Annotated in this window: 18 protein-coding genes; 12 read left to right on the top strand and 6 right to left on the bottom strand. The window is 45.0% G+C overall.

Translation table 11 applies throughout. From position 1 onward, the window contains the following. Positions 1 to 9 precede the first annotated feature (9 nt). From IGI69_RS16295 to gor, 7 genes are all read left to right on the top strand, one after another. Positions 10 to 750, top strand: coding sequence for a Stp1/IreP family PP2C-type Ser/Thr phosphatase (locus tag IGI69_RS16295; protein ID WP_005230317.1), 741 nt, complete (start codon positions 10 to 12; stop codon positions 748 to 750). Beyond that, complete coding sequence (gene pknB / locus IGI69_RS16290) at positions 747 to 2,744, top strand: Stk1 family PASTA domain-containing Ser/Thr kinase (protein ID WP_015510615.1); 1,998 nt, start codon at positions 747 to 749, stop codon at positions 2,742 to 2,744. The genes IGI69_RS16295 and pknB overlap by 4 nt, the downstream gene beginning before the upstream one ends. Before the next feature lie 226 nt (positions 2,745 to 2,970). Further along, positions 2,971 to 3,438, top strand: a complete 468-nt coding sequence (locus IGI69_RS16285; protein WP_005230319.1) for a CtsR family transcriptional regulator — start codon at positions 2,971 to 2,973, stop codon at positions 3,436 to 3,438. A gap of 5 nt (positions 3,439 to 3,443) precedes the next feature. After that, complete coding sequence (locus tag IGI69_RS16280) at positions 3,444 to 5,924, top strand: ATP-dependent Clp protease ATP-binding subunit (RefSeq protein WP_010748867.1); 2,481 nt, start codon at positions 3,444 to 3,446, stop codon at positions 5,922 to 5,924. 269 nt (positions 5,925 to 6,193) lie between these two features. Beyond that, positions 6,194 to 7,114 (top strand): peptidase U32 family protein, encoded by a 921-nt coding sequence (locus IGI69_RS16275; protein WP_438741444.1) that lies wholly within the window; start codon positions 6,194 to 6,196, stop codon positions 7,112 to 7,114. 13 nt (positions 7,115 to 7,127) lie between these two features. Then, the gene (locus IGI69_RS16270) at positions 7,128 to 8,369 is read left to right on the top strand and encodes a peptidase U32 family protein (RefSeq protein WP_008381725.1); all 1,242 of its coding nucleotides are present in this window, start codon (positions 7,128 to 7,130) and stop codon (positions 8,367 to 8,369) included. 93 nt (positions 8,370 to 8,462) lie between these two features. Continuing rightward, the gene (gene gor, locus IGI69_RS16265) at positions 8,463 to 9,809 is read left to right on the top strand and encodes a glutathione-disulfide reductase (RefSeq protein ID WP_074934235.1); all 1,347 of its coding nucleotides are present in this window, start codon (positions 8,463 to 8,465) and stop codon (positions 9,807 to 9,809) included. Positions 9,810 to 9,927: 118 nt separating this feature from the next. Here gor and IGI69_RS16260 read toward each other — a convergent pair whose 3' ends face one another. Continuing rightward, positions 9,928 to 11,283, bottom strand: a complete 1,356-nt coding sequence (locus IGI69_RS16260) for an aldehyde dehydrogenase family protein (protein WP_284591778.1) — start codon at positions 11,281 to 11,283, stop codon at positions 9,928 to 9,930. 211 nt (positions 11,284 to 11,494) lie between these two features. On the opposite strand from IGI69_RS16260, the gene IGI69_RS16255 reads away from it, so the two are divergent. Beyond that, complete coding sequence (locus tag IGI69_RS16255; RefSeq protein ID WP_201690722.1) at positions 11,495 to 12,283, top strand: response regulator transcription factor; 789 nt, start codon at positions 11,495 to 11,497, stop codon at positions 12,281 to 12,283. Between the two features lie 76 nt (positions 12,284 to 12,359). On the opposite strand, the gene IGI69_RS16250 is transcribed toward IGI69_RS16255, so the two are convergent. From IGI69_RS16250 to IGI69_RS16235, 4 genes are all read right to left on the bottom strand, one after another. Continuing rightward, entirely contained in the window at positions 12,360 to 13,346 is a 987-nt protein-coding gene (locus IGI69_RS16250) for a polyprenyl synthetase family protein (RefSeq protein WP_164890366.1), read from the bottom strand. Positions 13,347 to 13,357: 11 nt separating this feature from the next. Further along, entirely contained in the window at positions 13,358 to 13,918 is a 561-nt protein-coding gene (locus tag IGI69_RS16245) for a Gx transporter family protein (protein ID WP_005232987.1), read from the bottom strand. Between the two features lie 10 nt (positions 13,919 to 13,928). Next, the gene (locus IGI69_RS16240; RefSeq protein WP_010748871.1) at positions 13,929 to 14,336 is read right to left on the bottom strand and encodes a NusG domain II-containing protein; all 408 of its coding nucleotides are present in this window, start codon (positions 14,334 to 14,336) and stop codon (positions 13,929 to 13,931) included. Positions 14,337 to 14,542: 206 nt separating this feature from the next. Then, positions 14,543 to 16,483: an NAD(P)/FAD-dependent oxidoreductase gene (locus tag IGI69_RS16235; RefSeq protein ID WP_005230327.1), complete on the bottom strand. Its 1,941-nt coding sequence runs from the start codon at positions 16,481 to 16,483 to the stop codon at positions 14,543 to 14,545. A gap of 270 nt (positions 16,484 to 16,753) precedes the next feature. Here IGI69_RS16235 and pplA point away from each other — a divergent pair, with 270 nt between their 5' ends. The 3 genes from pplA to menA all read left to right on the top strand — a co-directional run bounded on the left by pplA (position 16,754) and on the right by menA (position 19,996). Then, the gene (gene pplA, locus IGI69_RS16230) at positions 16,754 to 17,692 is read left to right on the top strand and encodes an extracellular electron transfer flavoprotein PplA (RefSeq protein ID WP_438741440.1); all 939 of its coding nucleotides are present in this window, start codon (positions 16,754 to 16,756) and stop codon (positions 17,690 to 17,692) included. Positions 17,693 to 17,953: 261 nt separating this feature from the next. After that, complete coding sequence (locus tag IGI69_RS16225; RefSeq protein ID WP_086332804.1) at positions 17,954 to 19,030, top strand: FAD:protein FMN transferase; 1,077 nt, start codon at positions 17,954 to 17,956, stop codon at positions 19,028 to 19,030. Between the two features lie 12 nt (positions 19,031 to 19,042). Next, a complete protein-coding gene (gene menA, locus IGI69_RS16220) occupies positions 19,043 to 19,996 on the top strand; it encodes a 1,4-dihydroxy-2-naphthoate polyprenyltransferase (RefSeq protein WP_438741436.1) in 954 nt (317 codons plus the stop codon). A gap of 326 nt (positions 19,997 to 20,322) precedes the next feature. Here menA and IGI69_RS16215 read toward each other — a convergent pair whose 3' ends face one another. Then, a complete protein-coding gene (locus IGI69_RS16215; RefSeq protein ID WP_086338826.1) occupies positions 20,323 to 21,285 on the bottom strand; it encodes a biotin--[acetyl-CoA-carboxylase] ligase in 963 nt (320 codons plus the stop codon). A 433-nt stretch (positions 21,286 to 21,718) separates the two neighbouring features. Here IGI69_RS16215 and rpoB point away from each other — a divergent pair, with 433 nt between their 5' ends. Beyond that, positions 21,719 to 25,336 (top strand): DNA-directed RNA polymerase subunit beta, encoded by a 3,618-nt coding sequence (gene rpoB / locus IGI69_RS16210; protein WP_008381746.1) that lies wholly within the window; start codon positions 21,719 to 21,721, stop codon positions 25,334 to 25,336. The last annotated feature ends 64 nt before the right edge of the window (positions 25,337 to 25,400 follow it).

Here is a 25,400-nt window from a genome sequence, read left to right as displayed (position 1 = left end):
TGAAAGAAATTGGAGATTCGTTTTCAAACAGATGTCGGCAAACGTCGCAACACAAACCAAGATTTTGCAGCAACCTATGTAAATAAAGCCAATGTGACATTGGCCTTGCTTGCCGATGGCATGGGGGGCCACCGGGCCGGAGATGTCGCTAGCCGTCAAGCAGTCAGTGAGATCGGCACCGCTTGGGAACAGACAGAGCTGACAGACAGTGAAAAAACTGCCCAATGGCTGATCCAAAAAATCCAAGCGGAAAGCCAAGTGATTTTCCAAAAAGGACAAGAACAAGAAGAACTTAGCGGCATGGGCACCACGATCATTGCTGTGGCCTTATTAGGCGACCAGTTTACGATCGCCAATGTCGGGGACAGCCGTGCCTATCTTTTACGCAATCAAGTGCTGACTCAAATCACAGAGGACCATTCACTGGTCAATGAATTGGTGAAGTCGGGACAAATCACGGCAGAAATGGCCTTGAATCATCCTCGCAAAAACGTTTTGACCCGCTCGATCGGTATGCCAAGCGAAGTCGAAGTCGATGTGGCGATCCACTTTATTGCAGACGGGGATTATTTGCTGCTGTGTTCAGACGGATTGACCAACATGGTCTCAGATGAAGAGATCACAGCAACGATCCAAGAAACCCCTGTGCTGGAAGAAGCAGTGCAATCATTGATCGATCAAGCCAACGAACGCGGCGGTGTCGACAATATCACGGTATTATTGATTAAAGTTGGAGGAGAGCGCCCATGATCGAAATTGGGAAGAAGATAAACGGCCGATACAAAATCATCGGCAATATCGGCAGCGGCGGAATGGCAAATGTGTTTTTGGCGCATGACTTGATCTTAGACCGTGAAGTGGCAATCAAAGTGCTTCGTTTTGACTTCCAAAACGACCAAAGTGCGATTCGGCGCTTTCAACGAGAAGCATTGGCGGCGACTGAGCTGGTTCATCCCAACATCGTAACTGTTTATGATGTCGGCGAAGAAGACGGCATGCAGTTTTTGGTGATGGAATATGTCAAAGGGATGGATCTCAAGCGCTATATCCAAACGCACTATCCCGTACCTTATTTGCAGATCGTTGATATCATCCAACAAATCTTATCAGCGGTGGCATTGGCCCATCAGCACCGCATCATTCACCGGGACCTAAAGCCCCAAAATGTGCTGATCAATGAAGACGGCGTGGTGAAAATCACCGATTTTGGGATCGCGATCGCCTTATCAGAAACATCAATCACCCAAACCAACTCGATGCTAGGCTCGGTGCATTATCTTTCACCAGAACAAGCACGAGGCAGTATGGCCACCAATCAATCAGATATTTATGCGATTGGGATTATCCTCTATGAAATTTTAACAGGCAAAGTACCCTTTGATGGCGAATCAGCCGTAACGATCGCCTTGAAACATTTCCAAGATGAGATCCCTTCGATTCGGATCTATGACAAAAATGTTCCGCAATCGCTGGAAAACGTCGTATTGAAGGCGACCGCCAAAGAACCGGCGGATCGGTACAAAACTGCCGATGAAATGCGAGCGGACCTTGATACCGTGTTGTCTCCTGACCGACTCAATGAACCGAGATGGGAACCTCATGCCCTGATGGATGAAACGAGAGTGCTGACTCCTGTGGAAGCAGCCCAAGTCGAAACGCCGCCAGTAGAAGAACCCGTAGAAGATAAGGTTGCGGATCAAGCTGAAGAACCAGCGCAGCCGAAAAAGAAAAAACGCAAACGGTGGCTGCTGCTGCCCATCATTATGGTGATCGCACTGCTAGGCATAGGCAGTTACTTCCTATTCGGCGGTGGTCGAGGAGATGTGGCAATTCCTGAAGTCAGTGGTCAGACAGAAGCAGCTGCCCGTGCCGAGCTGGAAGCTGCTGGTTTGCAAGTGGCAGACGAGGTAGAAGAAATCGAAGACGATGAAGTCGAAGCAGGCAATGTCGTCAAGACCGATCCCCCAGAAGGCAATGAAGTCAAAAAGAATTCCGTCGTCACTCTTTATATCAGCAGCGGAACCAAGAAAATCACTCTTGATGATTATGAAGGTCGTTCCTTTGATGATGTCAAAAAAGAGTTGATCGATTTGGGCTTTGATGAAGACAGGATCAAAGAAGAGCTAGAGTCGTCAGATGATGTCGACGAAGGAGATATTATCAGTCAATCACCAGCAGCTGGGCGAGAAGTTTCCCCAGCAGAAGACGAAATCACCTTTAAGGTCAGCTCCGGACCAGATAGCTTCGCAATGGACAACTATTATGGCATGACAGAGGCAGATGCACGAGCAGCATTAACTTCTCGTGGGGTAAGCCTCTCACAAATCAATGTCACTTACGAATCCAGTAGCCAACCGGAAGGTACGATCATTGGTCAAGCACCAGCGAGTGGCGAGTCCGTTGTGACTTCCAGAACCATCATTACATTAACTGTCAGCAGCGGGCAAGAAATGGTCAATGTACCAAGAATCGTTGGCAAAAGCCAAGCCGATGCAGAAGCAGATTTGAATGAAGCAGGATTGCAGTATACGATAGAACAAGAATCTGATTATAACGACTCTGTGCCTGCTGGAGAAGTAGTGCGCGTTACGCCCGGAGCAGGTACTTCTGTAGCAGTAGGAAGTTCTGTTACCGTGACGGTTTCCAGAGGTCCTCGACCACAGGATTCTTCTTCGTCAAGCAGCTCATCCTCCTCAAGCAGCAGCTCGTCAACGAGTGAAAGTAGTTCAGAAAGTACGCAATAAGACGAACGTTTATGTTAGAAGAACAAGCAGCTCGTCGGGGACCAAAGAATTTTCTTTTTGTTCCCCGACGAGCTGCTTGTTTCTTTTTGTAGCTAAAAAAGCTGAAGCGAGGGATAAGCGTCTTTAAAATTTCCTTTAGACCTTCCTTTTGTGCAAGCGTACATCTTTCCAAGGATTCAAAAATTGGGTATAATGAAGGTCAGAATTAGTCAAGGGAGGGAATGAATTGAGTCATCACAACACTTCCGATTTGATTGAAGCATATTTGAAGAAAATTCTTGAAGACAGTGAAACCATTGAGATTCGTCGCGCAGAAATGGCAAATTTGTTCAACTGCGTGCCCTCACAAATAAATTACGTGATCAATACCCGCTTTACCGTTCAAAGAGGCTATGCGGTTGAAAGTAAACGCGGCGGGGGCGGCTATATTCGGATCGAGAAAGTCAAAATTACTGACAGCCACCACTACTTAAAAGAAATGAATCAATTATTCGATGAAACCATCTCGGAAAAAGATGCGTATGCAATAATCCAGAAACTTTATGAGGAAGGAATCCTGTCCAAGCGAGAAGGCAATTTATTGTTGACCGTCATCGCGAAAGCAGTTCTAGGACGTTCTCCTTATGAAAATAGAACACGAGCTGATTTGCTCCATGCAATTCTAGAACGATTAAGTTACGAAGACAGGAAGTGAAAGAGATGGATGAATTATTCACCCAACGCGCGAAAGCCGTTTTGGCTATCGCCCAAGAAGAAGCAAAATACTTTAAGCACCAAGCGGTAGGTTCTGAACATATTCTATTGGCACTGGTCATTGAACAAAACGGGATCGCTGGCAAAACGTTACGGGAAATGAATATCACAGAAAACGATATTCGTGAAGAAATCGAACATTTAACAGGGTACGGCACCGTTCGTCAATACCCAGAAAACGCCTATCTCGCGTATTCACCACGAGCAAAACATACATTTGCTTATGCAGGGGATGAAGCCAAGCGTTTAGGGGCACCACAGATCGGTACCGAACATCTATTATTAGGCTTATTAAGAGACGAAGACATTTTGGCTTCACGAATCATGCTGAATCTTGGCTTGAGTCTCGCGAAAATGCGTCAGCTTTTGAAGAAAAAAATGGGCTTCAATGAAAGCAAAACCAACGGAAGTGCTGGTCGTCGTCGTCCAGCTCAAGCCAAAGCGCAGCAAGGAACACCGACCTTGGATTCCTTAGCCCGTGATTTGACCAAATTAGCCCGTGAAAAACGGCTAGATCCTGTTGTCGGTCGTGCCAAAGAAGTCAAACGGCTGATCCAGATCCTTAGCCGTCGGACCAAAAACAACCCTGTTCTCGTTGGGGAACCTGGTGTTGGGAAAACCGCGATCGCCGAAGGCTTAGCCCAAAAAATCATCAATGGGGAAGTCCCAGAAGACATGCAAAACAAACGGTTGATGATGCTGGACATGGGGGCTTTAGTTGCTGGAACGAAATACCGTGGAGAATTTGAGGACCGAATGAAAAAAATCATCGATGAGATCTATCAAGACGGTCAAATCATCTTATTCATTGATGAATTGCATACACTGATTGGGGCCGGCGGAGCCGAAGGGGCGATTGATGCCTCGAATATTCTGAAACCAGCCTTAGCCCGTGGAGAATTGCAAACCATCGGTGCCACGACATTAGATGAGTACCAAAAATACATTGAAAAAGATTCTGCGTTAGAACGCCGTTTTGCCCGAGTGCAAGTCGACGAACCAACACCAGAAGAAGCGGAAGAAATTTTGCGCGGCTTGCGTCCTCGTTATGAAGAACATCATGGGGTGGAAATTTCTGATGATGCGTTACACGCTGCTGTGCAATTGTCCGTACGTTACATCAATTCGCGCCAATTACCAGATAAAGCCATCGATTTGATGGATGAATCAGCAGCCAAAGTGCGTCTAGACAAAACCGATGAAAGTTCGGAATTGGCAGATCTACAAAACGAGATCGCTAACTTGATCGAAGAAAAAGAAGCAGCCATTCGCCAGCAAGATTTTGAAGCAGCAGCTCGTCTGCGAATCAAGGAAAAGAAATTGACCCAACAACTGACGGAAGTGGCGTTTATGGAAGTCAAAGAAGCGTCAGGCTATGCCGATAGTGTTACTGCAGAAGATGTTGCTACGGTCGTTTCCCAATGGACCGGTGTACCTTTGCAACAGATGGAGAAAAAAGAAAGCGAACGCTTGTTGGATCTTGAAAAGATCTTGCATCAACGGGTAGTTGGCCAAGAAGAAGCGGTCAAAGCAGTCGCTCGTTCGATCCGCCGCGCCCGCAGTGGGTTGAAAGACCCCAACCGCCCAATTGGTTCCTTCATGTTCTTAGGCCCGACTGGTGTCGGGAAAACCGAGCTTGCTAAAGCCTTAGCGGAAGCGATGTTTGGCAGTGAAGATGCCTTGGTTCGTGTCGATATGTCCGAATTTATGGAAAAATACAGCACGAGCCGTTTGATCGGTTCACCGCCAGGCTATGTCGGCTATGACGAAGGTGGGCAATTGACGGAAAAAATCCGTTCAAAACCTTACTCCGTCATCTTATTGGACGAGGTGGAAAAAGCCCATCCCGATGTCTTCAATATCCTCTTGCAAGTGCTAGATGATGGACATTTGACGGATGCCAAAGGTCGGAAGGTCGATTTCCGCAACACGATTTTGATCATGACTTCTAATATCGGTGCCCAACAAATCCGCGAAGAAAAAAGCGTTGGATTCAATGTCACTGATTTAACGAAAGATCACCAAGCGATGCAAAAACGGATCTTAGAAGAGCTGAAAAAAGCCTTCCGTCCAGAATTCTTGAACCGTGTGGATGAAACAGTGGTCTTCCAATCCTTAGGTGAAGGGGAGATCCACGAAATCGTGAAGATTATGAGCAAAGCGATCATCAAACGGTTAAGCAACCAAGACATCCAATTGAAGATCACGCCATCTGCCATCGATGTGATCGGTAAAGCTGGTTTTGATCCAGAATATGGGGCACGGCCGATTCGTCGAGCATTGCAAAAAGAAGTCGAAGACCGTTTAAGTGAAGCACTCCTATCAGGACAAATTCATTTAGGTGACAAAGTGACGATTGGTGCTTCCAAAGGATCGATCACTCTCAATGTCAAAGAGGGACAAGCACGGGTCTTGCAACAAGTTTAAGTCGAGCCAATAACGGCAGCGGCGTTTCTATGGTCGAGCAATCGGCATCCATAGAAACGTCGCTTTTTTGTCTTGTTATGTCTAGTAGTGATCAAGTAATCTCTATTAATTATGATTGATGATTCACAAAAAAATATCCTTCTAAATAGCTTTATGGCAACGATTTATTAATGAAAAAAGCATGATTCGTGAAAAAAAGAGTAACGAGACCTCTTGGAAAGAATCCTGCTGTGTGATACTATGAATGAGTTGAAAAAAGGAGGAGTATTATGGTTGAGATTATCGCCACGGTGGAATCGATCGAGCAAGCACAGCAGCTCATCCCTTATGTTGATACATTGTTTTTTGGAGAAGAGACATTCGGGCTGCGCCTACCGGCCTCTTTTTCTCGTGAAGAGCAAATCAGACTGATCGACATGGCCCACGAAGCTGGAAAGAAAGTGACGATCGCAGTCAATGGCATCATGCATCCAGAAAAAATGAAGCGGATTCCAGAATACCTAGCATTTCTGAAGACCAATCAAGCCGATCAAATCGCTCTCGGAGATCCTGGGATCATTTACCGCATGAAGCAAAATCCAGAATGTGCCGTGCCATTTATTTATGCAGGGGAAACCTTAGTAACGAGCGCTCGTCAAATCAATTTTTGGGGACAAAAAGGAGCAAAGGCAGCCGTTTTAGCGCGAGAAGTTCCTTTCGAGGAAATGAAAATCATGGCACCACAACTAAATATTCCTGTGGAAGTATTGGTTTATGGTGCGACCTGCATTCACCAATCGAAGCGTCCGCTTTTACAAAATTATTATAACTATACCCAACAATCGGAAGAAAAGAACCACGACCGTGGGTTGTTTTTATCTGAACCGAAAAAAGAAGAAACTCACTATTCCATTTATGAAGATAGCCACGGCACGCACATTTTTGCCAATAACGACATCAATCTGATGCTGCAGCTGGGGGAATTAGCCGCAACAGGCTTTCAAACCTGGAAGCTGGACGGAATCTATACACGAGGGGCTGCCTTTGTGGCAATTGCTAAGCTGTTTGCCCAAGCCAAGAGCCTTGTGGAAAGTGGGAAGTGGCAAGCAGAGCAAGCAACTGTGCTCAGTGAACAAGTTGCCCAACTTCATCCAGCAGAACGTGGGTTGGACACTGGATTTTATGCCATCGATCCTGTCGATATCAAGTAAGGAGCAAGAACAAATGACCGTTAAACAAGCATTGAAACGACCAGAAGTGTTAGCACCAGCTGGTACGTTAGAAAAATTAAAAACAGCGATCCACTATGGCGCTGACGCTGTCTATATCGGCGGCAATGCCTATGGTCTACGGAGTCGCGCGGGAAACTTTACCTATGAAGAAATGGCGGAAGGGGTGGCTTTTGCCAAAGCCCACAACGCAAAAGTCTATGTAGCAGCCAACATGGTGACCCATGAGGGCAATCAAGAAGGTGCAGGGGAATTCTTTCGGGAATTGCGAGATGTCGGTATTTCGGCAGTGATCGTTTCTGATCCCGCTTTGATCCAGATCTGCGCAACAGAAGCGCCAGGTCTACCGATCCATTTGTCCACCCAAGCTAGTGCCACGAACTATGAAACATTGGAATTTTGGCGGGAAGAAGGTCTAGAACGGGTCGTTCTCGCCCGAGAAGTGTCCATGGAGGAAGTCGCTGAGATCCGCAAAAATACTAGCGTGGAGATCGAAGCCTTTATTCATGGCGCCATGTGTATTTCTTATTCTGGCCGTTGTACTTTGTCCAATCATATGTCGATGCGAGACGCCAATCGCGGCGGCTGTTCGCAATCTTGCCGCTGGAAATATGATCTGTTTGACATGCCCTTTGCAACGGAACGAAACAGTTTGACTAAAAACGGGACAGTGGAAGAAGAGTTTTCCATGAGTGCTGTGGATATGTCGATGATCGAACATATCCCGGATTTGATTGAAAACGGCGTGGATAGTTTCAAAATCGAAGGCCGCATGAAATCGATCCACTATGTTTCAACCGTGGCGAACGTTTATAAAGCAGCCGTGGACAGTTACATGGCCGATCCAGAGAACTATGTCTGCAAACAAGAATGGATCGATGAACTGTGGAAAGTTGCTCAGCGAGAGCTTGCCTCAGGCTTTTACTACGATACCCCAAGTGAAAATGAGCAGTTGTTCGGTCCGCGTCGGAAAATTCCGCAATACAAATTTATTGGGGAAGTCATGGCGTATGATCCGGCAACGAAAACAGCTACGATTCGGCAACGGAACCACTTTTCCGTTGGCGATGAAATCGAATTTTACGGTCCCGGATTCCATCACTTTCACCAAACCGTCGAAGTCATGTATAATGAAGACGGTGAATCCATCGATCGTGCACCAAATCCTATGATGCTGTTGACGATGCCGGTCAAAGAACCGGTGGAAGTCGGAGACATGATTCGGAAGAAAAAATAAGGTCGAGAGTTTCTCTCGGCTTTTTTTGTTGAATCAATCCAGCCAAAAAGGATCGATGAGAACATAGACAATCTTAAGGAGGAAACAACAAATATGGAAACATACGACTACATAGTAATTGGTGGCGGCAGCGGCGGAATCGCCTCAGCCAATCGGGCAGGGATGCACGGCGCCAAAGTATTATTGATCGAAGGCAATGAATTAGGCGGCACCTGTGTCAATGTCGGTTGTGTACCGAAAAAAGTCATGTGGCAAGCTAGTGAGATGTTAGAAATGATCAAACGGGACGCAACTAGCTACGGCATTTATCCACATGTGGATAAATTTAATTTTACTGAGCTTGTGGATAACCGTGAAAAATACATTGATTTTTTACACACAGCCTATCAAAAAGGCTTAGACAGCAACAATGTAGAAGTTATCCACGGTTATGCACAGTTTGTGGATAACCACACGGTTACCGTCAATGGGGAAAACTACCATGCAGCAAACATTTTGATTGCCACCGGTGGAAAACCTAGCGCGATGAATATTCCCGGCGGTGAGTACGCCATTGACTCGAATGGTTTTTTTGCGTTGCGAGAAGCACCAAAGCGTATGGTCGTCTTAGGGGCAGGCTACATCGCAGCCGAAATCAGCGGTGTCAGCCAACAGCTGGGCAGCCAAGTGGCTTGGGCGTACCGCAAAGAGCGGCCATTACGAACCTTTGACAAGATGCTTGCGGATAATCTCGTGGAGATGTACCAAGAATCAGGGATCGAAACTTATGCAGGCTACGTTGCCTCTCGTATCATTAAAGAAGGTGACGAGTATATCGTTCACTTTGAAAATGGCGAAACCTTGACCGGCGATTGCGTCCTTTTTGCTGGTGGTCGTGTGCCGAATACGGATAAGTTAGGTCTGGAAAACACCGATGTCCAATTGGATGAAAAAGGGTTTATCATTGTGGACAAATATCAAAATACCACAGCTGACTCGATTTTTGCGGTGGGGGATGTCATCGGAAAATTGGATTTGACCCCGGTTGCGATCGCCGCCGGTCGTCGCTTGTCTGAACGCTTGTTCAACGGTCAAAGCGATGCGTACTTGGATTATCACTTAGTACCGACGGTCATCTTTACTCATCCACCGATTGCCACGATTGGTTTATCCGAAGAAGCAGCCTTGGCAAAATACGGCCAAGAGCAGATAAAGGTGTATCGCTCGCGCTTTACACCGATGTACTTTGCTTTAAATGAGTATCGCCAAAAATGTGAGATGAAATTGGTGTGCTTAGGAAAAGAAGAAAAAATCATCGGTCTGCACGGCATCGGGATCGGTGTCGATGAAATGCTGCAAGGCTTCGCTGTAGCCATCAAAATGGGTGCTACAAAAGCAGACTTTGATCAAACCGTTGCCATTCATCCGACGGGGTCAGAAGAATTTGTGACGATGCGTTAACTAGTAAATAGAAGAAAAAACGAGCAGGGAAAAACGAATGGATCGTTCTTCCCTGCTCGTTTTTATGAAAGGAAGGGGCTGTATTATTCAGCCGCTTATCTTGAAGCACCTAGGTTCTTTATTTTTCGACATCGTAAGCGATGTAGTGCGTGTTTAAAAGCTGTGCGACATGGATATTTTCTGAAGTACTGCCGCCTCCATGGGACCCGCAACCTAGAGTCAAGGAAGGATTTAAGTTCGTGGTGCCTCCAATGGCTCCTAAAGCTGCTTGGGTATTGACTAAGATTCGGGCAGAAGGGATCGCCAGCCCAAATTCACGAACAAAGGTATCGTCTTTGGTATGAACGACAGCGGTGTGTCCAGCACCTTGGATCTTTAGCAACTCTTGGCAAAAACGAATGCCTTCCTCGGCATCAGCCACGGTATAAAACGCGAGGATCGGCGAAAGTTTCTCCCGCGCATAGGGATTGTCTTTAGCGATGACCGTCTGTTCCGAAACGAGGATTTTCGTATCACTTGGGACCGATAGACCGCTCATTTCGGCAATTTTAACTGCTGGCTGACCGATGATCCGGGGATTCAGACCGCCCTCAGCCGTGGTGATAAAATCAGCCAGCCTTTCAGACTCTTCTTGATTCAAAAAGTAGCCGTGATTTGCTTTCAATTCAGAGATCACTGTATCTTTGATCGATTGCTCAACGACTAATGCCTGTTCAGAGGCGCAGATCGTCCCATAATCGAAGGTTTTGCTACGGATGATCTGATCAACGGCTTTCGCGATGTCTGCAGATTTTTCTAGCAGTGCAGGGGTATTACCAGGGCCGACACCGATTGCTGGATTGCCCGAAGAATATGCGATTCGAACCATCGCTTTACCACCAGTAGCCAAGATTAGATCGGTATCGGGATGTGCCATCAATTTTTGGGTATCCTCAATTGTCGGTTCTTCTAGTAATTGAACCAAATCGATCGGCAATCCGCATGCTTGCAGCACCTCTTTAAAGAGGGACACGGTCTCCTTGATTGCCTGCAGCGCTCGGGGGTGAGGGGACAAGATGATTGCATTTTTCGTTTTCAATGCCAAAAGTACTTTGAAAATCGTGGTGGATGTAGGATTGGTGGAGGGGATCAAAGCAACTAAGACCCCCAATGGCGCAACGATTTTTAGCATCTTTTTCTCAGGAATTTCTTCTACGATTCCAACCGTCGGCATATCTTTGATACTGTTATATAATATCTCACTGGCAAATAAATTTTTGATGTTTTTATCTTCTGCGTTTCCAAAGCCGGTTTCTTTCTGTGCCAATTTTGCTAAGTGCATCGAGTGGCTTGTCAGTTTCTCTGCAGCTTTTCCCACCACGTAATCAACCGTTTCTTGCGAGGCAGTACGATAAAGTTCTTGGGCGTCTGACGCTTGTTTCATTAAGGAATCAACCAGTGTTAAGGGACTGTGCATCTTTGTCTCTGTCATCATATCAATCATCCTCCTTGTTTTTTATACTTTAATTATATGCGAAAGTAAGCGTTTTCTTTAGGAGGGTTCTATGCTGTTTCAGGACAATTTTATCCAAGATTGTTATATTTTTAACATGTGTTGTTATTGTTCATAAAAAGCAATAAACTTAATTATAAATGATTAAATATGGTATAATTTGAAAAAGAGAACACGGAAAGGAGCTGCTTTCATGTGCTACATTTTAGTTTCCACCCCAGATGAAAAGGAACGAAATCAGATAAAACAAGTGGTCAGAAAAGATTTTTTTAACGCCACGCTCTTGCAAGATGCTTGGACAATGGCTGAAACGGTAGCGATCGCTGGGAAAGTACACGTTGATATCCTCATCTTGTCAATCTCTAATGAGGCCGAAGATCCTTTTTATTGGACAGCCGAAGTCATGAAAAAACAGCCGAACATCAAACTGATTTTGATTGATGAGACGAAGAACTTCGACAATCTTCATCGCTCACTGCGCTGCGGAGCCATCGATTACTTAGTGCGGCCTTTAAGCAAGCAAGAGCTTCAGCACAGTATCCACCGTAGTATTCTCTCGTTGAATCAAATTTCCCTATTGCACTATTCTACGTCAGCGATCACTGATAATATCGCTGAACAAGTCAATCAGATCATTGAATACATCCATCTCAACTATCAACAGCCGATAACCTTAGATGTCCTTGCTGCTTTCAGCCACATGCATCGCAACTATATCAGCCGGATTTTTAAAGAAGCCACTGGGATGACTTTTACTAAATATTTGACGTTTTATCGAATAGAACAAAGCAAAAAGCTGCTGGTTACTACGGAGGATTCCATTGCTGCCATCGCTGAACAAGTGGGGTATGATGATGCGGGTTATTACGCCCGGATCTTCAAACGTGAAACCAGCTATACACCGAACCAATACCGCAAAACCTTTACCTCTTCCTATGTTGCTGCAGATTTAGTGTTTGCCCAAAGAGAAATGAGTTCATGAGGGATTCCCTTGCTCAACTAAAAAAGCATGATCGCTTTTGGCAGCGACCATGCTTTTTTGGTGTTCGTTCATTAGATCAATTGCTTCGCCCTAGGATCTGAGCAGTGATCTGGTAAAGATACGTTTTGGTTTCATCTTTGGTCTCAGGTAATTTCTGGATCGCCTGCAAAGCTTTTTTCGTATAGTCGGCAGCGAGTTTCTTGGCTTCCTCGATCCCAGCACTTTCTTGGACGATCCGATAGACTTCGTGGGTGTCGGTGTCCGTCATAGCGTCTTGTTTTTCCAGCAATGGGAGCAGCTGTTGGCGGTCACTTTTCAGTGCCATTAACAGCGGCAGGGAATAGACGCCTTGCCGAACATCTTCCAATACTGGTTTCCCTAAAGCAGCCGCATCTTGGCTGTAATCCAAGACGTCATCCATGATTTGAAAGGCAAGACCAATGGCTTCACCGATCTCACGGGCTTGATTGGCAAAGCGCAAGGAGGTGCCGCTTTCGTAAGCTCCGATGAAGCAGCTTAAAGCAAACAACTCAGCGGTTTTGCCGCGAATGTTTTCTAAGTAATCCTCGACAGTGACGGACAAATCGTATCGTTTGCTCATTTGTCCTAATTCGCCGGCCAGGATTTTTTCCATACTACGGGAATTCATCTGCAAGCTTTTCATGGAGCTGGCATAATCAGCCATCAATTTAAAGCAGCAGACGAAGAGGTAATCACCAGCATAGACAGCGACATCGTTGCCAAATTCGGAACGAATGGTCGGCAGCTTGCGGCGGGTGTCCGCATGATCGACGATATCGTCGTGGATCAACGAGGCAGTGTGGAGCATTTCGATCGAGGCCGCCAATGCGACGGCTTTTTCACGATCTTTGTCGCTGCCATAAGCAGAAAAGAGCAGCTGATAAGCAGGACGCAGCAGTTTCCCACCTGAATGGATCATGGACAGGATCGCTTGTTCGACCTCTTTGTTTTTTAGTTTTAATGATTTTTCCATCAATTGCAAGGAGGCAGATAAGTCAGCTTGCAGTGCTGGATACTCTTGCCACATGGAATGAAGTTTCATAATTAACTCCTTTATTCTGAATCCGAGCGCCATTTGACTTTGGTCTGGCGTTCATAATCAATTTGAAAACGGCGCAGTGTTTCGACACGGCGCAGCAAGTAGTTGGCGGCGATCCCGATAGCGATCCCGGACAAGATCCCAAAGAAAGACAGGACCGGCAAGTAGAGCATCACGCTCCAGGATTGAGCGATCCATGAGGCAGTGATCAACTGTCCGACGTTATGTAAGAAACCGCCGGCCGCACTAATGCCGATGATGCTGACACGCTTAGGCCCCAACTGTTTCACCAAAGACATCCCAAAGTAGCTCAGTAAGGAACCGCTCATACTATATAAGAAGGTCGAAACCGTTCCTCCTAGTAACGTCGTTAAGATCAGTCTTAGCCAAATCAAGAGAAAGCTGTCTTTTTTCGGCATAGTGAACAAAGCAATAATGGTAATTAAATTTGCCAAACCTAGTTTCGCACCAGGCGCAAAGGCAAATGGATAAGGGATCATATTTTCAACTAAACCAATCACGACCCCTTGGGCGACCAGCAGTGAGATGAAAATTATTCGTTGTAATCGACTCATAAGCAAACGATCAATAGATTAGATCGTCGGTCTCACTCCCATCTGCGGCTTGGATTTCGATCACCAATTTATGAGGCAGACAGACGATGGTTTCCCCATTTTTACTGGCCCAGCCACGGCGGACACAAATCTGGTCGCCGCAATCGGCTTCCTTGATTCGGATCCGATCCCCTTCGATCTCCAGTAAATTGGTATCGCCATCTTCATCTTCATAAAGATAGGTGTACGTTTTTTGACCTTCAACTAAGTCAAAACGCTTGATTTCTGTCCCATCGACCCGCAAGACGGCTTCTTTGTCCGCTGTTTGCGTCTGGCCAAAAATAAAAATCGGTAAAAAAGAGCTGAGGATCAAAACAAGTATGATGACGCCATCCCATGGTTTTAAATGGGCATCGCGGATAAATTCTTTTAATTTCATCAAAAAAGACTCCTGTTCTTTCATGTGATGTGTCTCATTCTAGCATAAGAAGACAAGATTCTACTAGCTGAATCCTCAATAATCCACCGATTTCTGTGCAAGGACGATCAAGAAAAAGTTCTGTACTTGGAAAGAGACCAAGACACTGATTGAAAATCAGAATGTCTTAGTCTCATGAAGTCGTACAGGTATTCTATTTTGCTGGCTTATTTATTGCCATATAAGGAGCGAGGGGTACCGTACCACCATTTTCCAAGGGTACGTTGCAACCATGGAATTACCCAACGGTCTAAACCGACTGCGCGTCCTGAACCGTTCATCAAGGCAAATGCAACTGGAATGAACCAGATGTTTACCCAGTAGAACATACCAGACATACAGAAAGTCAACACTAAAACGATAGTCGTTGCGTTTACTAACCAAGTGAAGAGACCAGCCATCAATGCAAGAGCTAAAGCAATTTCAAAGAAGACCATGAATTTTTGGAAGAACATTGCAACGTCGTTGTTTGGCATGATAAATTGCATAACTTTTGTGAACCAGTCAGGTGATTTTTCAATCACGATCATTGGTTGCTCACCGTAGGCATAGCTCAAACCGAAGTGTGCGGCTTGTGTCGCTGCATCGGCTGCTTCACCGGCACCACTAGCGGCACTTGCTGCATCGGCTGCTTCACTAGCACCACTTGCTGCATCAGCGACTGTTTGGTATTCCCAAGTCCAAGGGAATACGCTGTTGCCTTGGAACCAAGAACCTTCACCGAACCAAGTACCAGGTTTGAAGACTTCCCCATTCGTACCTAAAATTTTCTTGAAGGCTTCAACGAACCAGACAAGACCATAGAAAATACGAAGCGGAACACTCCACAAGACGTTACCGTAACGAGACGTGTGACCACGGGCTACTGTCCGGTCATCTTTGATGTGGAAGATTTCATGCATCAAGTATTGGAACATGTAGTAACCAGAACGAATATCAAAGAAGTATTTCAAGTTAACGATGTGTTTCATAATGATCGCTAAGAAACCGCTCAGGTGAATCTTATTGAATAAGTTCGCCACGCCCCATTTGGCACCGATCGAAACCATAAATCCTTGGTAGTTTCCTTTGAATTTATGTTTTTCGCCGCCTTTGATGGCTGAAACGATGTTCGTTGCTGCAGTGTGACCTGTTTGTTCAGCTGCTTGCACGATTTGTGGTGTTGGTGTATTCGGGAATTCTTCGAAGTAAACCAAGTCACCAATAATATAGATGTTTTTGTCTTCGTAGCCTTTTGCTTCCATGTACTCATTGGCAACTAGACGGAAACCACGGGCTGTTTCTAAACCGAAATCAGCAGCATCACTAGTTCCTTTGACACCGGCAGTCCAGATCAATGTGTGGGTTGGGATCGTTGAACCATCTTTTAGTTTGATGTGGTCAGGTGCCACTTCAACGATAGGTGCATTCAAGACAAGATCAACATTGTTTTTCTTCAAGTAACGTTCTGCTTTGGCTGCATCGTTACGATCAAGCATGTTTAAGATCGTTGGCATTGCTTCAACGACTTTCAAGCTGATTTCACTTGGGTCCAATTTATAATCGGAAGCTAAACGATCTTTCCAATCGATCAGTTCACCGATCATTTCGATCCCAGTAAATCCAGAACCACAAACGACAAACGTCAACATTGCTTTACGTAATGCTGCATCTGGTTCGATCGCTGCTTTTGCGACAGTTTTTTCAATGTGTTCGCGAATGCGGACAGCATCGTCAAATGACCATAGAGTAAAGCCATTTTCTTTGACACCAGGTGTACCGAAGTCATTCGGTTCGCCACCCATCCCTAAGATCAAGTAGTCAAATGAATAGCTGCCTAATTTTGTTTGGACGGTTTTATTTTCTTTATCGATCCCAGTTACTGTATCGGTTACTAAACGAACATTTTTCTTGCGTGAGAACAAGCGCTGCAAGTCATATTGAATTGCGGTAGGTTCTACACGTCCTCCAGCGACTTCATGCAGTTCAGTCATCATCGTATGATAAGAGTGACGGTCGATCAATGTTATCTCAACATCATTGTCTTTTTTCAATTTCTTTGCCATGTACTTCGTAGCAGAAACGCCTGCATAACCGGCACCGACAACGACAATGTTTTTCTTTGCCATTGCAAATCTCTCCTTAATAAAAATAATCTATGATAATAATTACACAATCGTTCCTATTATATAGACAAATGGTTCATTTGTCTAACGATTCTGATGAAAAAAACGCATATTTCCTGAAATTCGTGAAAACTTGCGAAAATCAAAAAATAAGTCATTTTTTATTGAAAAAGCGGAAAGGAAGCGGTTGACATCTCGTAAATTTACTTTACAATGTTAGATGTATCACAAACTTTTTTGTGGGTAAAATAAACAAGTAAAAGGTGGATAATTATGAAAGCAAAGAAATTGATTGTAGGTATGGCGGTATTTTCATTCGCAGCATTATTGTTAGGGGGATGCGGAGCGGACAACAACAATACAGGTTCTTCGTCAACTAGTGAAAGTACATCACAAACTTCTGCAAGCGATTCTGCAACTACAGAAAGCTCAGAAGCAACCGTCGTTGCAGGCGAGCCAATGCAAGATGGTACGTATCGTTTAGAAGAAAAGAACTACAAAAACGACTACCGTGTCACATTTGAGATCACAGTCAAAGACGGCAAAATCGTTGAATCAAAATATGACAACGTCAATGCGGATGGCGAATCAAAAACAGAAAACACTGAATACAATGAAACGATGAAAGAAAAAGCAGGCATCAGCCCAGAAGAATTTATTCCTAAATTCAATGAAGAGTTAGTTGCCGCACAAAGCCCTTCTTCAATCGAAGTAGTTTCTGGCGCGACTCATTCCTTTGATTCCTTCCAAAACTATGCACAACAATTGATTCAAGCGGCGCAAGCAGGCAACACGGAAACCATTGAAATCGACAATGGTGCAGACTTGAAAGACGGAACCTATACATTAGAAGAAAAGAACTACTCAAACGGTTACCGCGTAGTCTTCTCAATGACTGTGGCTGACGGCAAAATCTCTGAATCAAACTACGACTACCTAAACGAAGCCGGCGAGTCGAAAAAAGATGATGCAGAATACAATGAAAACATGGAAGCAAAATCTGGTACTGGTCCAGAAGAATTCATTCCAAACTTCAATGAAGCTTTTGTTTCTGCAGTCAATGCTGAAGATGGTTCTGTGGCAGACATGGACGTCGTTTCTGGTGCAACCCACAGCTTCCACAGCTTTGTTATCTATGCACAACAATTGTTGAATGCAGCTGAAAAAGGTGACCAAACAACCATTGAAGTCGATAACTTCGTTACTGAATAATCACAACTTCTTTCCATTAAGAGGACAGCATTCGCTTTGAGTGCTGTCTTTTTTTCGTGGGCAGCCATGAGAGGGGAAAAGTTCGTGCAAAAAAAAGCAATCTGGTGAGTACTTTTTTTAAAAAGAAATGGGTTCTTTAATGATGGAAAGCATCGATTAAGGATTCCTAAAATACCTTGAGAAATCACGGAATGCCCCTTTTCATTCTGCCAAAAAAAGGCTATTATATGAAGGTTGAAGACAATAGAAAAGAGGAAAATCATGAAAAAGAAAGTAACGTTTTTTCTGATGTTTGTTTTTTTAGGCACAATGTTGGCAGCTTGTGGCAGTAATCAGGAAGCAACGACGCTGCGGGAAGAACCATATTTTCAAGAAGAATTTTTATTAGGCACTTATACTCGAATCCGCATTTATGATGAAGGCAAAGAGGACGCTATGAAGCCAGCCTTTGACCGCATCAGAGAATTAGGCGATAAAATCACCATCAACCAAGCAGGATCAGAGATCGATGAAATCAATGCGCAAGCTGGCATCAAACCAGTGAAGGTTTCGGATGATATTTATTATTTGCTAAAAGAAGCTTACGATTACAGTGTGAGATCAGATGGCGGCTTTAACATGGCCATCGGTGCCATCACCCAATTATGGCGAATCGGCTTTGATGATGCCCGCAAGCCAGAGCAATCTGAGATCGATGAAGCATTGAAACATATCAATTATGAACAAGTCGAGTTTAACGATGAAGATCAAACCGTTTATTTAAAAGACAAGGACATGATCCTTGACCTTGGGGCGATCGCTAAAGGCTATATCACGGACGAAGTCGTCAAAGTGTTGAAGGACAATGGCGTGACTTCCGCGATCGTCGATTTGGGCGGGAATGTCTATGTATTAGGTCATAGTAACCGCGGCACAGATGAGCCATGGAATGTCGGAATCCAAGACCCGAACAAATCTCGCGGCTCGATTATCGGTAGTATCAAAGAAACCAATAAAACAGTGGTTACTTCAGGGATCTACGAACGCTACTTAGAAGTAGACGGCAAAACGTATCACCATATTTTTGATTCTGAGACTGGCTATCCTTACGATAGCGATGTAGCAAGTGTGACTGTGATCACCGACAAATCCATCGATGGTGACGGGTTGACTACGGTGGCGTTTGATAAAGGGGTCAAAGAAGGCTTGGCTTATATCGAACAGCATACCGAAAAGGGGACCGATGCGATCTTTATCACAAAAGAAGATAAAGTGTACGTTACAGACGGCATCAAAGATACCTTTGAGCTTTCAGAGGAATCAGGCTACACGATGGGTGATCGTGCTGATTTAGAATAGGAGGAGTGAAAGATGTCTCTTTCAGTGTTTTTAGAAGTAGTGGAGATCCGTACCAAAGTGGCCAGTGTCTTCCCCTTCATTATGGGTGTGTTGTTCTCGTTGGTGTATTTTCATGAATTTCATCCTTTGAATACCGCAATCTTTTTTCTGGGGATGCTGCTGTTTGATTTGACGACGACGTCCATCAACAATTATATGGATTTCAAAAAAGCCAAATCAGAAACCTACAAATACCAGCACAATGTGATCGGGCGAGAAAACATCTCAGAAGCTACTGTTCGCAATCTGATTTTTGCGATGTTGGCAGGAACCTTGTTAATTGGTCTTTACTTGTCGTTTGTCACTGGCTGGTTGCTGCTAGTGATGGGGTTGGTCGTTTGCTTTATCGGAGTCTTTTATACCTTTGGCCCCATTCCGTTATCGCGGATGCCTTTAGGCGAGGTGTTCAGCGGCGTAACGATGGGATTAGGGATTTTTGCCATCACGATCTATATCAATACTATTGATCAAAAAGTGTTTTATCTGGCACTGGATTTTGCGAACGGGACCTTTGGCTTAGTGGGGAACCTCTGGGCTGTGTGTGCCATCGTGTTGGCATCTTTGCCATTGATTTTCACGATTGCTGACATCATGTTAGCCAATAACTTGCGGGATCTGGAAGCCGATATCGAAAATCACCGCTACACACTGGTGTACTACATCGGTCGTGAAGCAGGTATCCGTCTGTTTCAAGGAATGATGCTAGCTTCCTACGCCGCTATTTTATTGGGCTTCCTGTTTGGTCTCTTCCAATGGCCGATTTTGCTCGTGTTTCTGACACTGCCGAAAATCCACCAAAATTTGAAAGAGCATCAAGCCAGCCTGCCCCACCCACGTAGTTTCGGCTATTCGATTAAGAACATGATTTTATTCAACAGCAGCTATGCCTTGGGCTTACTTTTGTGTCTGCTGTGGCAATTGCTGTAAAAGAAAAGATCGACCCGCTCTTGAAAGAGCAGGTCGATCTTTTTTATGTGGGGAATGAAATAGCGCATAAAAACTGTAGAAAAGACATGATAAAAGAACGAGCATCCTACTTAGTATGAAAAGATGAGGCTCGCTTTCTCTGCGATCCTGATTGCAACAGTAAAGTTTTAGTGACGGTGGCTAAACCCGATAGAAAGGGGAGCTGCCTAGGTTGTTCTTTTGTATGACCCCTCGGAATAAGCAGATCTGTTTATGGAGCATTTATGCTTGACTGATTCCTTACGAAAGCAGCGAATCAGCAAGCGGATTTGCGACTTTTTGCAGCATCAATACCGTTCCAAACTGATTTCTCCAGAAGAAAGCACCTTGCGCTCCGTTGCTGTTTCCACCACTAATTCACCGGTGTTAGTAATGTCTTTGGCGATTCCTTCATAGGTCACACCTTGTTGTGTAAACCGAACGGTGCGGCCCAAAACGAAGGATTTCTGCCGATAGCGGGCCATATAATCCATGTCAGGCAGCTTTGCCAATAATTGGAAGAAACGGCGCCAAATTTCTTGGATCAAGGTTGCCCGAGAAAAGGTTGGATACTCTTCACCAGGAAAGAGTGAAGTCGCTTTTTCCCGAATCTCTACTGGAAACTGCTGTTGCGGAATCGAAAAACTGATGCCGATACCGATCACAACCGAGGTAATGCGGCCTGTTTCAAAGTCACTGGTTGCTTCAGACAAAATACCGCAGATTTTTTTTCCATCTAAGTACAGATCGTTGACCCACTTAATGGCCGTTTCCTTCATTAGAAGGGCATCGATGGCTTCTGCGACTGCCACCGCAGCCAAAACGGTATATTGCGGCAATTCTTGAAACGCTTGGTTGGGTTTTAAGAGCAAGCTCATGTAGATCCCTTGTTTTTTCGGTGAGAAAAACGGTCGTTCGAAGCGGCCATGACCGCCTGTTTGCGTTTCGGTCAAAAAAAGGGCGGGGGTTGCCAGTCCATTATCCAAAGCGGCGATCTTGGCTTCTTTCATGGTGGACTCAACAGCATCCTTGATTTGAATCGTGGGGATCATCGGCAAGGCGGCTGCAAGTGCTGCTTGATCGTAGCGGTCAGCGGAGACAAAGCGATAGCCGTTGGCCAAGTGTTCGAAATGATAGCCTTCTTTCTCAAGTTCTTTAATGGCTTTCCAGACTGCTGTACGAGAGATCGACAAGGCTTGGGCTAGTTTTTCTCCGGACAGTACAGTATCTTCTTTTTGTAATAAGGTCAGTATTTTTTCTTTTGTCGTCATAAGGATATCCTTCCTAATGTTTCACGTGTAACGTTTTCGTTAGCATAGCAAGAAATCGGCAAAAAGCAAAGTAGTTTCTTACGAAAAACAGTCCGCACTCGGTTCATTTTTTTCTTTAGAAAATCTTAGGAAATGGGTGCGTCAGAAAAGCATTGTAACTTCCAATGAAAGCTTGACAGAAAAGTGCTTCATCTGTATAATAAGGAGTTGCAAAAACTATCTGAACGAAAAAAGCAGAAACGAAATATTGTCCGTTTCGGCTTAGGAATAAGGAAACAAAAGTAGAAAATGCCCAATGCATCCGTTCTATTTTTGGTTTTTTTTTGCCTAAAAGCCGCAAAAAATGCTTTCTGTAACCTATATTTAATATTTGTTACAGTTTTGTAAATAATCGGATAGCCTTTTTGAAAGACTTTATGAAGAGGTGAAGAGCTTGGCTGGACACGTAGTAAAATACGGAAAGCATCGCGAACGTAGAAGTTTCGCACGGATCAGTGAAGTATTAGAATTACCGAATTTGATTGAAATTCAAACCGACTCTTACCAATGGTTCCTAGATGAGGGCCTAAGAGAAATGTTTGAAGATATTTTGCCAATCGAAGGATTCAACGGTAACTTGTCCCTAGAATTTGTGGATTATGAATTGAAAGAACCAAAGTATACAGTAGAAGAAGCCCGTGCCCATGATGCAAACTATTCGGCACCATTACATGTTACTTTGCGTTTGACGAACCGTGAAACTGGGGAAATCAAATCCCAAGAAGTATTCTTTGGTGATTTCCCATTAATGACTGAACAAGGAACCTTTATCATCAACGGGGCAGAACGGGTTATTGTTTCTCAGTTGGTCCGCTCTCCAGGTGTATATTTCCATGGCAAAGTCGATAAAAACGGCAAAGAAGGCTTTGGTTCAACTGTTATCCCTAACCGCGGTGCGTGGTTAGAAATGGAAACTGATGCCAAAGATATCTCTTACGTACGGATTGACCGTACCCGTAAAATTCCTTTGACGGTCTTAGTCCGTGCCCTAGGGTTTGGTTCTGATGACACGATCTTTGAAATTTTCGGCGACAGTGAATCATTGCGCAACACGATCGAAAAAGACTTGCATAAAAACGCAAGCGATTCTCGTACCGAAGAAGGATTGAAAGATGTTTACGAACGTCTTCGTCCAGGCGAGCCAAAAACAGCAGACAGCTCACGCAGCTTGCTGAACGCACGTTTCTTCGATCCAAAACGTTACGACTTAGCAAATGTTGGTCGTTACAAAGTAAACAAAAAATTAGACTTGAAAACACGTCTATTGAACTTGACCTTAGCAGAAACCTTGGTTGACCCTGAAACAGGCGAGATCATTGTTGAAAAAGGCACTGTTTTGACTCACCAAGTCATGGAAACACTAGGCGCATTTATCGATAATGGCTTAAACAGTGTAACGTACTATCCATCAGAAGATGGGGTCGTGACCGAACCAATGACCGTCCAAGTCATCAAAGTCTTTTCACCAAAAGATCCAGAACAAGAAGTCAACGTGATCGGTAATGGCTATCCAGATACTGCTACACGTACGGTTCGTCCAGCAGACATCATTGCTTCAATGAGCTACTTCTTCAACTTGATGGAAGGCATTGGCAATGTCGATGACATCGACCACTTAGGAAACCGTCGGATTCGTTCTGTTGGTGAATTATTGCAAAACCAATTCCGGATCGGGCTTGCTCGGATGGAGCGTGTCGTGCGTGAACGGATGTCGATCCAAGACACCGAAACCTTGACACCGCAACAATTGATCAACATTCGTCCGGTTGTCGCAAGTATCAAAGAATTCTTTGGTTCTTCTCAGTTGTCACAGTTCATGGACCAAACAAACCCACTGGGTGAGTTGACCCATAAACGTCGTCTATCTGCCTTAGGACCTGGTGGTTTGACCCGTGACCGTGCCGGCTATGAAGTCCGAGACGTTCACTATTCCCACTATGGCCGTATGTGTCCGATCGAAACGCCTGAGGGACCAAACATCGGGTTGATCAACAGCTTGGCCTCTTATGCCAAAGTCAACAAGTATGGCTTCATTGAAACACCATACCGTCGAGTTGACCGCGAAACAGGCCGTGTTACTGACAAGATCGATTACTTGACTGCCGATACCGAAGACCACTACGTTGTGGCCCAAGCAAACAGCTTGTTAAATGAAGACGGCTCTTTCGTAAACGACGTTGTTATGGCGCGTGCTACTTCTGAAAACTTGGAAGTTTCGATCGATAAAGTCGACTACATGGACGTATCACCAAAACAAGTAGTCGCAGTCGCAACCGCATGTATTCCTTTCTTGGAAAACGATGACTCCAACCGTGCCTTGATGGGAGCCAACATGCAGCGGCAAGCTGTACCATTGATCAATCCGAAAGCACCTTGGGTTGGTACTGGTATGGAATACAAATCAGCACATGACTCAGGAGCTGCTTTGTTATGTAAACATGATGGGATCGTAGAATACGTGGATGCAGCCGAAGTGCGCGTTCGTCGTGACAATGGCGCATTGGACGTTTATTCTGTTACCAAATTCCGTCGTTCAAACTCAGGAACCAGCTACAACCAACGTCCATTAGTAGCACTTGGTGAAAAAGTCGAAAAAGGCGACATCTTAGCAGATGGCCCATCTATGGAACAAGGCGAAATGGCACTAGGACAAAACGTCTTAGTCGCATTCATGACTTGGGAAGGGTACAACTATGAAGATGCCATCATCATGAGCCGTCGTTTGGTGAAAGATGATGTTTACACTTCTGTCCATATTGAAGAATATGAATCAGAAGCCCGCGACACAAAATTAGGACCTGAAGAAATCACTCGCGAAATCCCGAACGTTGGGGAAGACGCATTGAAAGACCTAGACGAAATGGGGATTATCCGCATTGGTGCGGAAGTCAAAGATGGCGATCTGCTTGTTGGGAAAGTCACGCCAAAAGGGGTAACGGAACTTTCAGCAGAAGAGCGTTTATTGCACGCAATCTTTGGTGAAAAAGCCCGCGAAGTGCGTGACACTTCTCTACGCGTGCCTCACGGCGGCGGCGGAATCGTCCACGATGTCAAAATCTTTACCCGCGAAGCTGGCGATGAATTGTCACCAGGTGTGAACATGCTGGTTCGCGTTTATATCGTTCAAAAACGGAAAATCCATGAAGGGGATAAAATGGCCGGACGTCACGGAAACAAAGGGGTCGTTTCTCGCATTATGCCAGAAGAAGACATGCCTTTCTTACCAGATGGCACACCAGTCGACATCATGCTGAACCCATTAGGGGTACCTTCTCGGATGAACATTGGACAAGTATTAGAGTTACACTTAGGAATGGCTGCGCGTCAACTAGGCATTCACGTGGCAACACCAGTCTTTGATGGTGCCAGCGATGAAGATGTTTGGGCAACGGTTGCTGAAGCAGGAATGGCCAGCGATGCCAAAACAGTGCTTTACGACGGACGTACCGGCGAACCATTTGATGGCCGCATCTCCGTTGGTGTCATGTACATGATCAAATTGGCCCACATGGTCGATGATAAATTGCATGCCCGTTCCATTGGACCTTACTCATTGGTTACTCAACAACCATTGGGAGGAAAAGCCCAATTTGGTGGACAACGTTTCGGAGAGATGGAAGTTTGGGCACTGGAAGCATATGGTGCTGCTTACACCTTGCAAGAAATCTTGACCTACAAATCAGATGACGTGGTTGGTCGTGTGAAAACATACGAAGCGATCGTCAAAGGGGAACCAATTCCAAAACCAGGTGTACCAGAATCATTCCGCGTATTAGTAAAAGAATTGCAATCACTGGGTCTAGACATGCGTGTCCTAGATATCGATGATGCAGAGATCGAACTACGTGATATGGATGATGACGATGATGATTTGATCACCGTTGATGCCTTAACAAAATTTGCGGAGCAACAAACAGCCCGCGAATTAGAACAAAAAGCACAAACAGAAGCTAAAAATGCCGCCGACGCGTTGAACCAACAAATCGAGACAGCAGAAGATCGCTTGCAATAATAGACGGCCCTCGCTATTTCCGCCACTAGCGGAAATAGCCCCCGTTCTATCGGATATGTCCATG

The sequence above is a fragment of the Enterococcus sp. DIV1083b genome, assembly GCF_051713705.1.
GTDB classification, from domain to species: Bacteria; Bacillota; Bacilli; order Lactobacillales; family Enterococcaceae; genus Enterococcus_D; species Enterococcus_D casseliflavus.
Note: the sequence above shows the minus strand (reverse complement) of the source record. Positions and strands in the feature narration are given on the sequence as shown.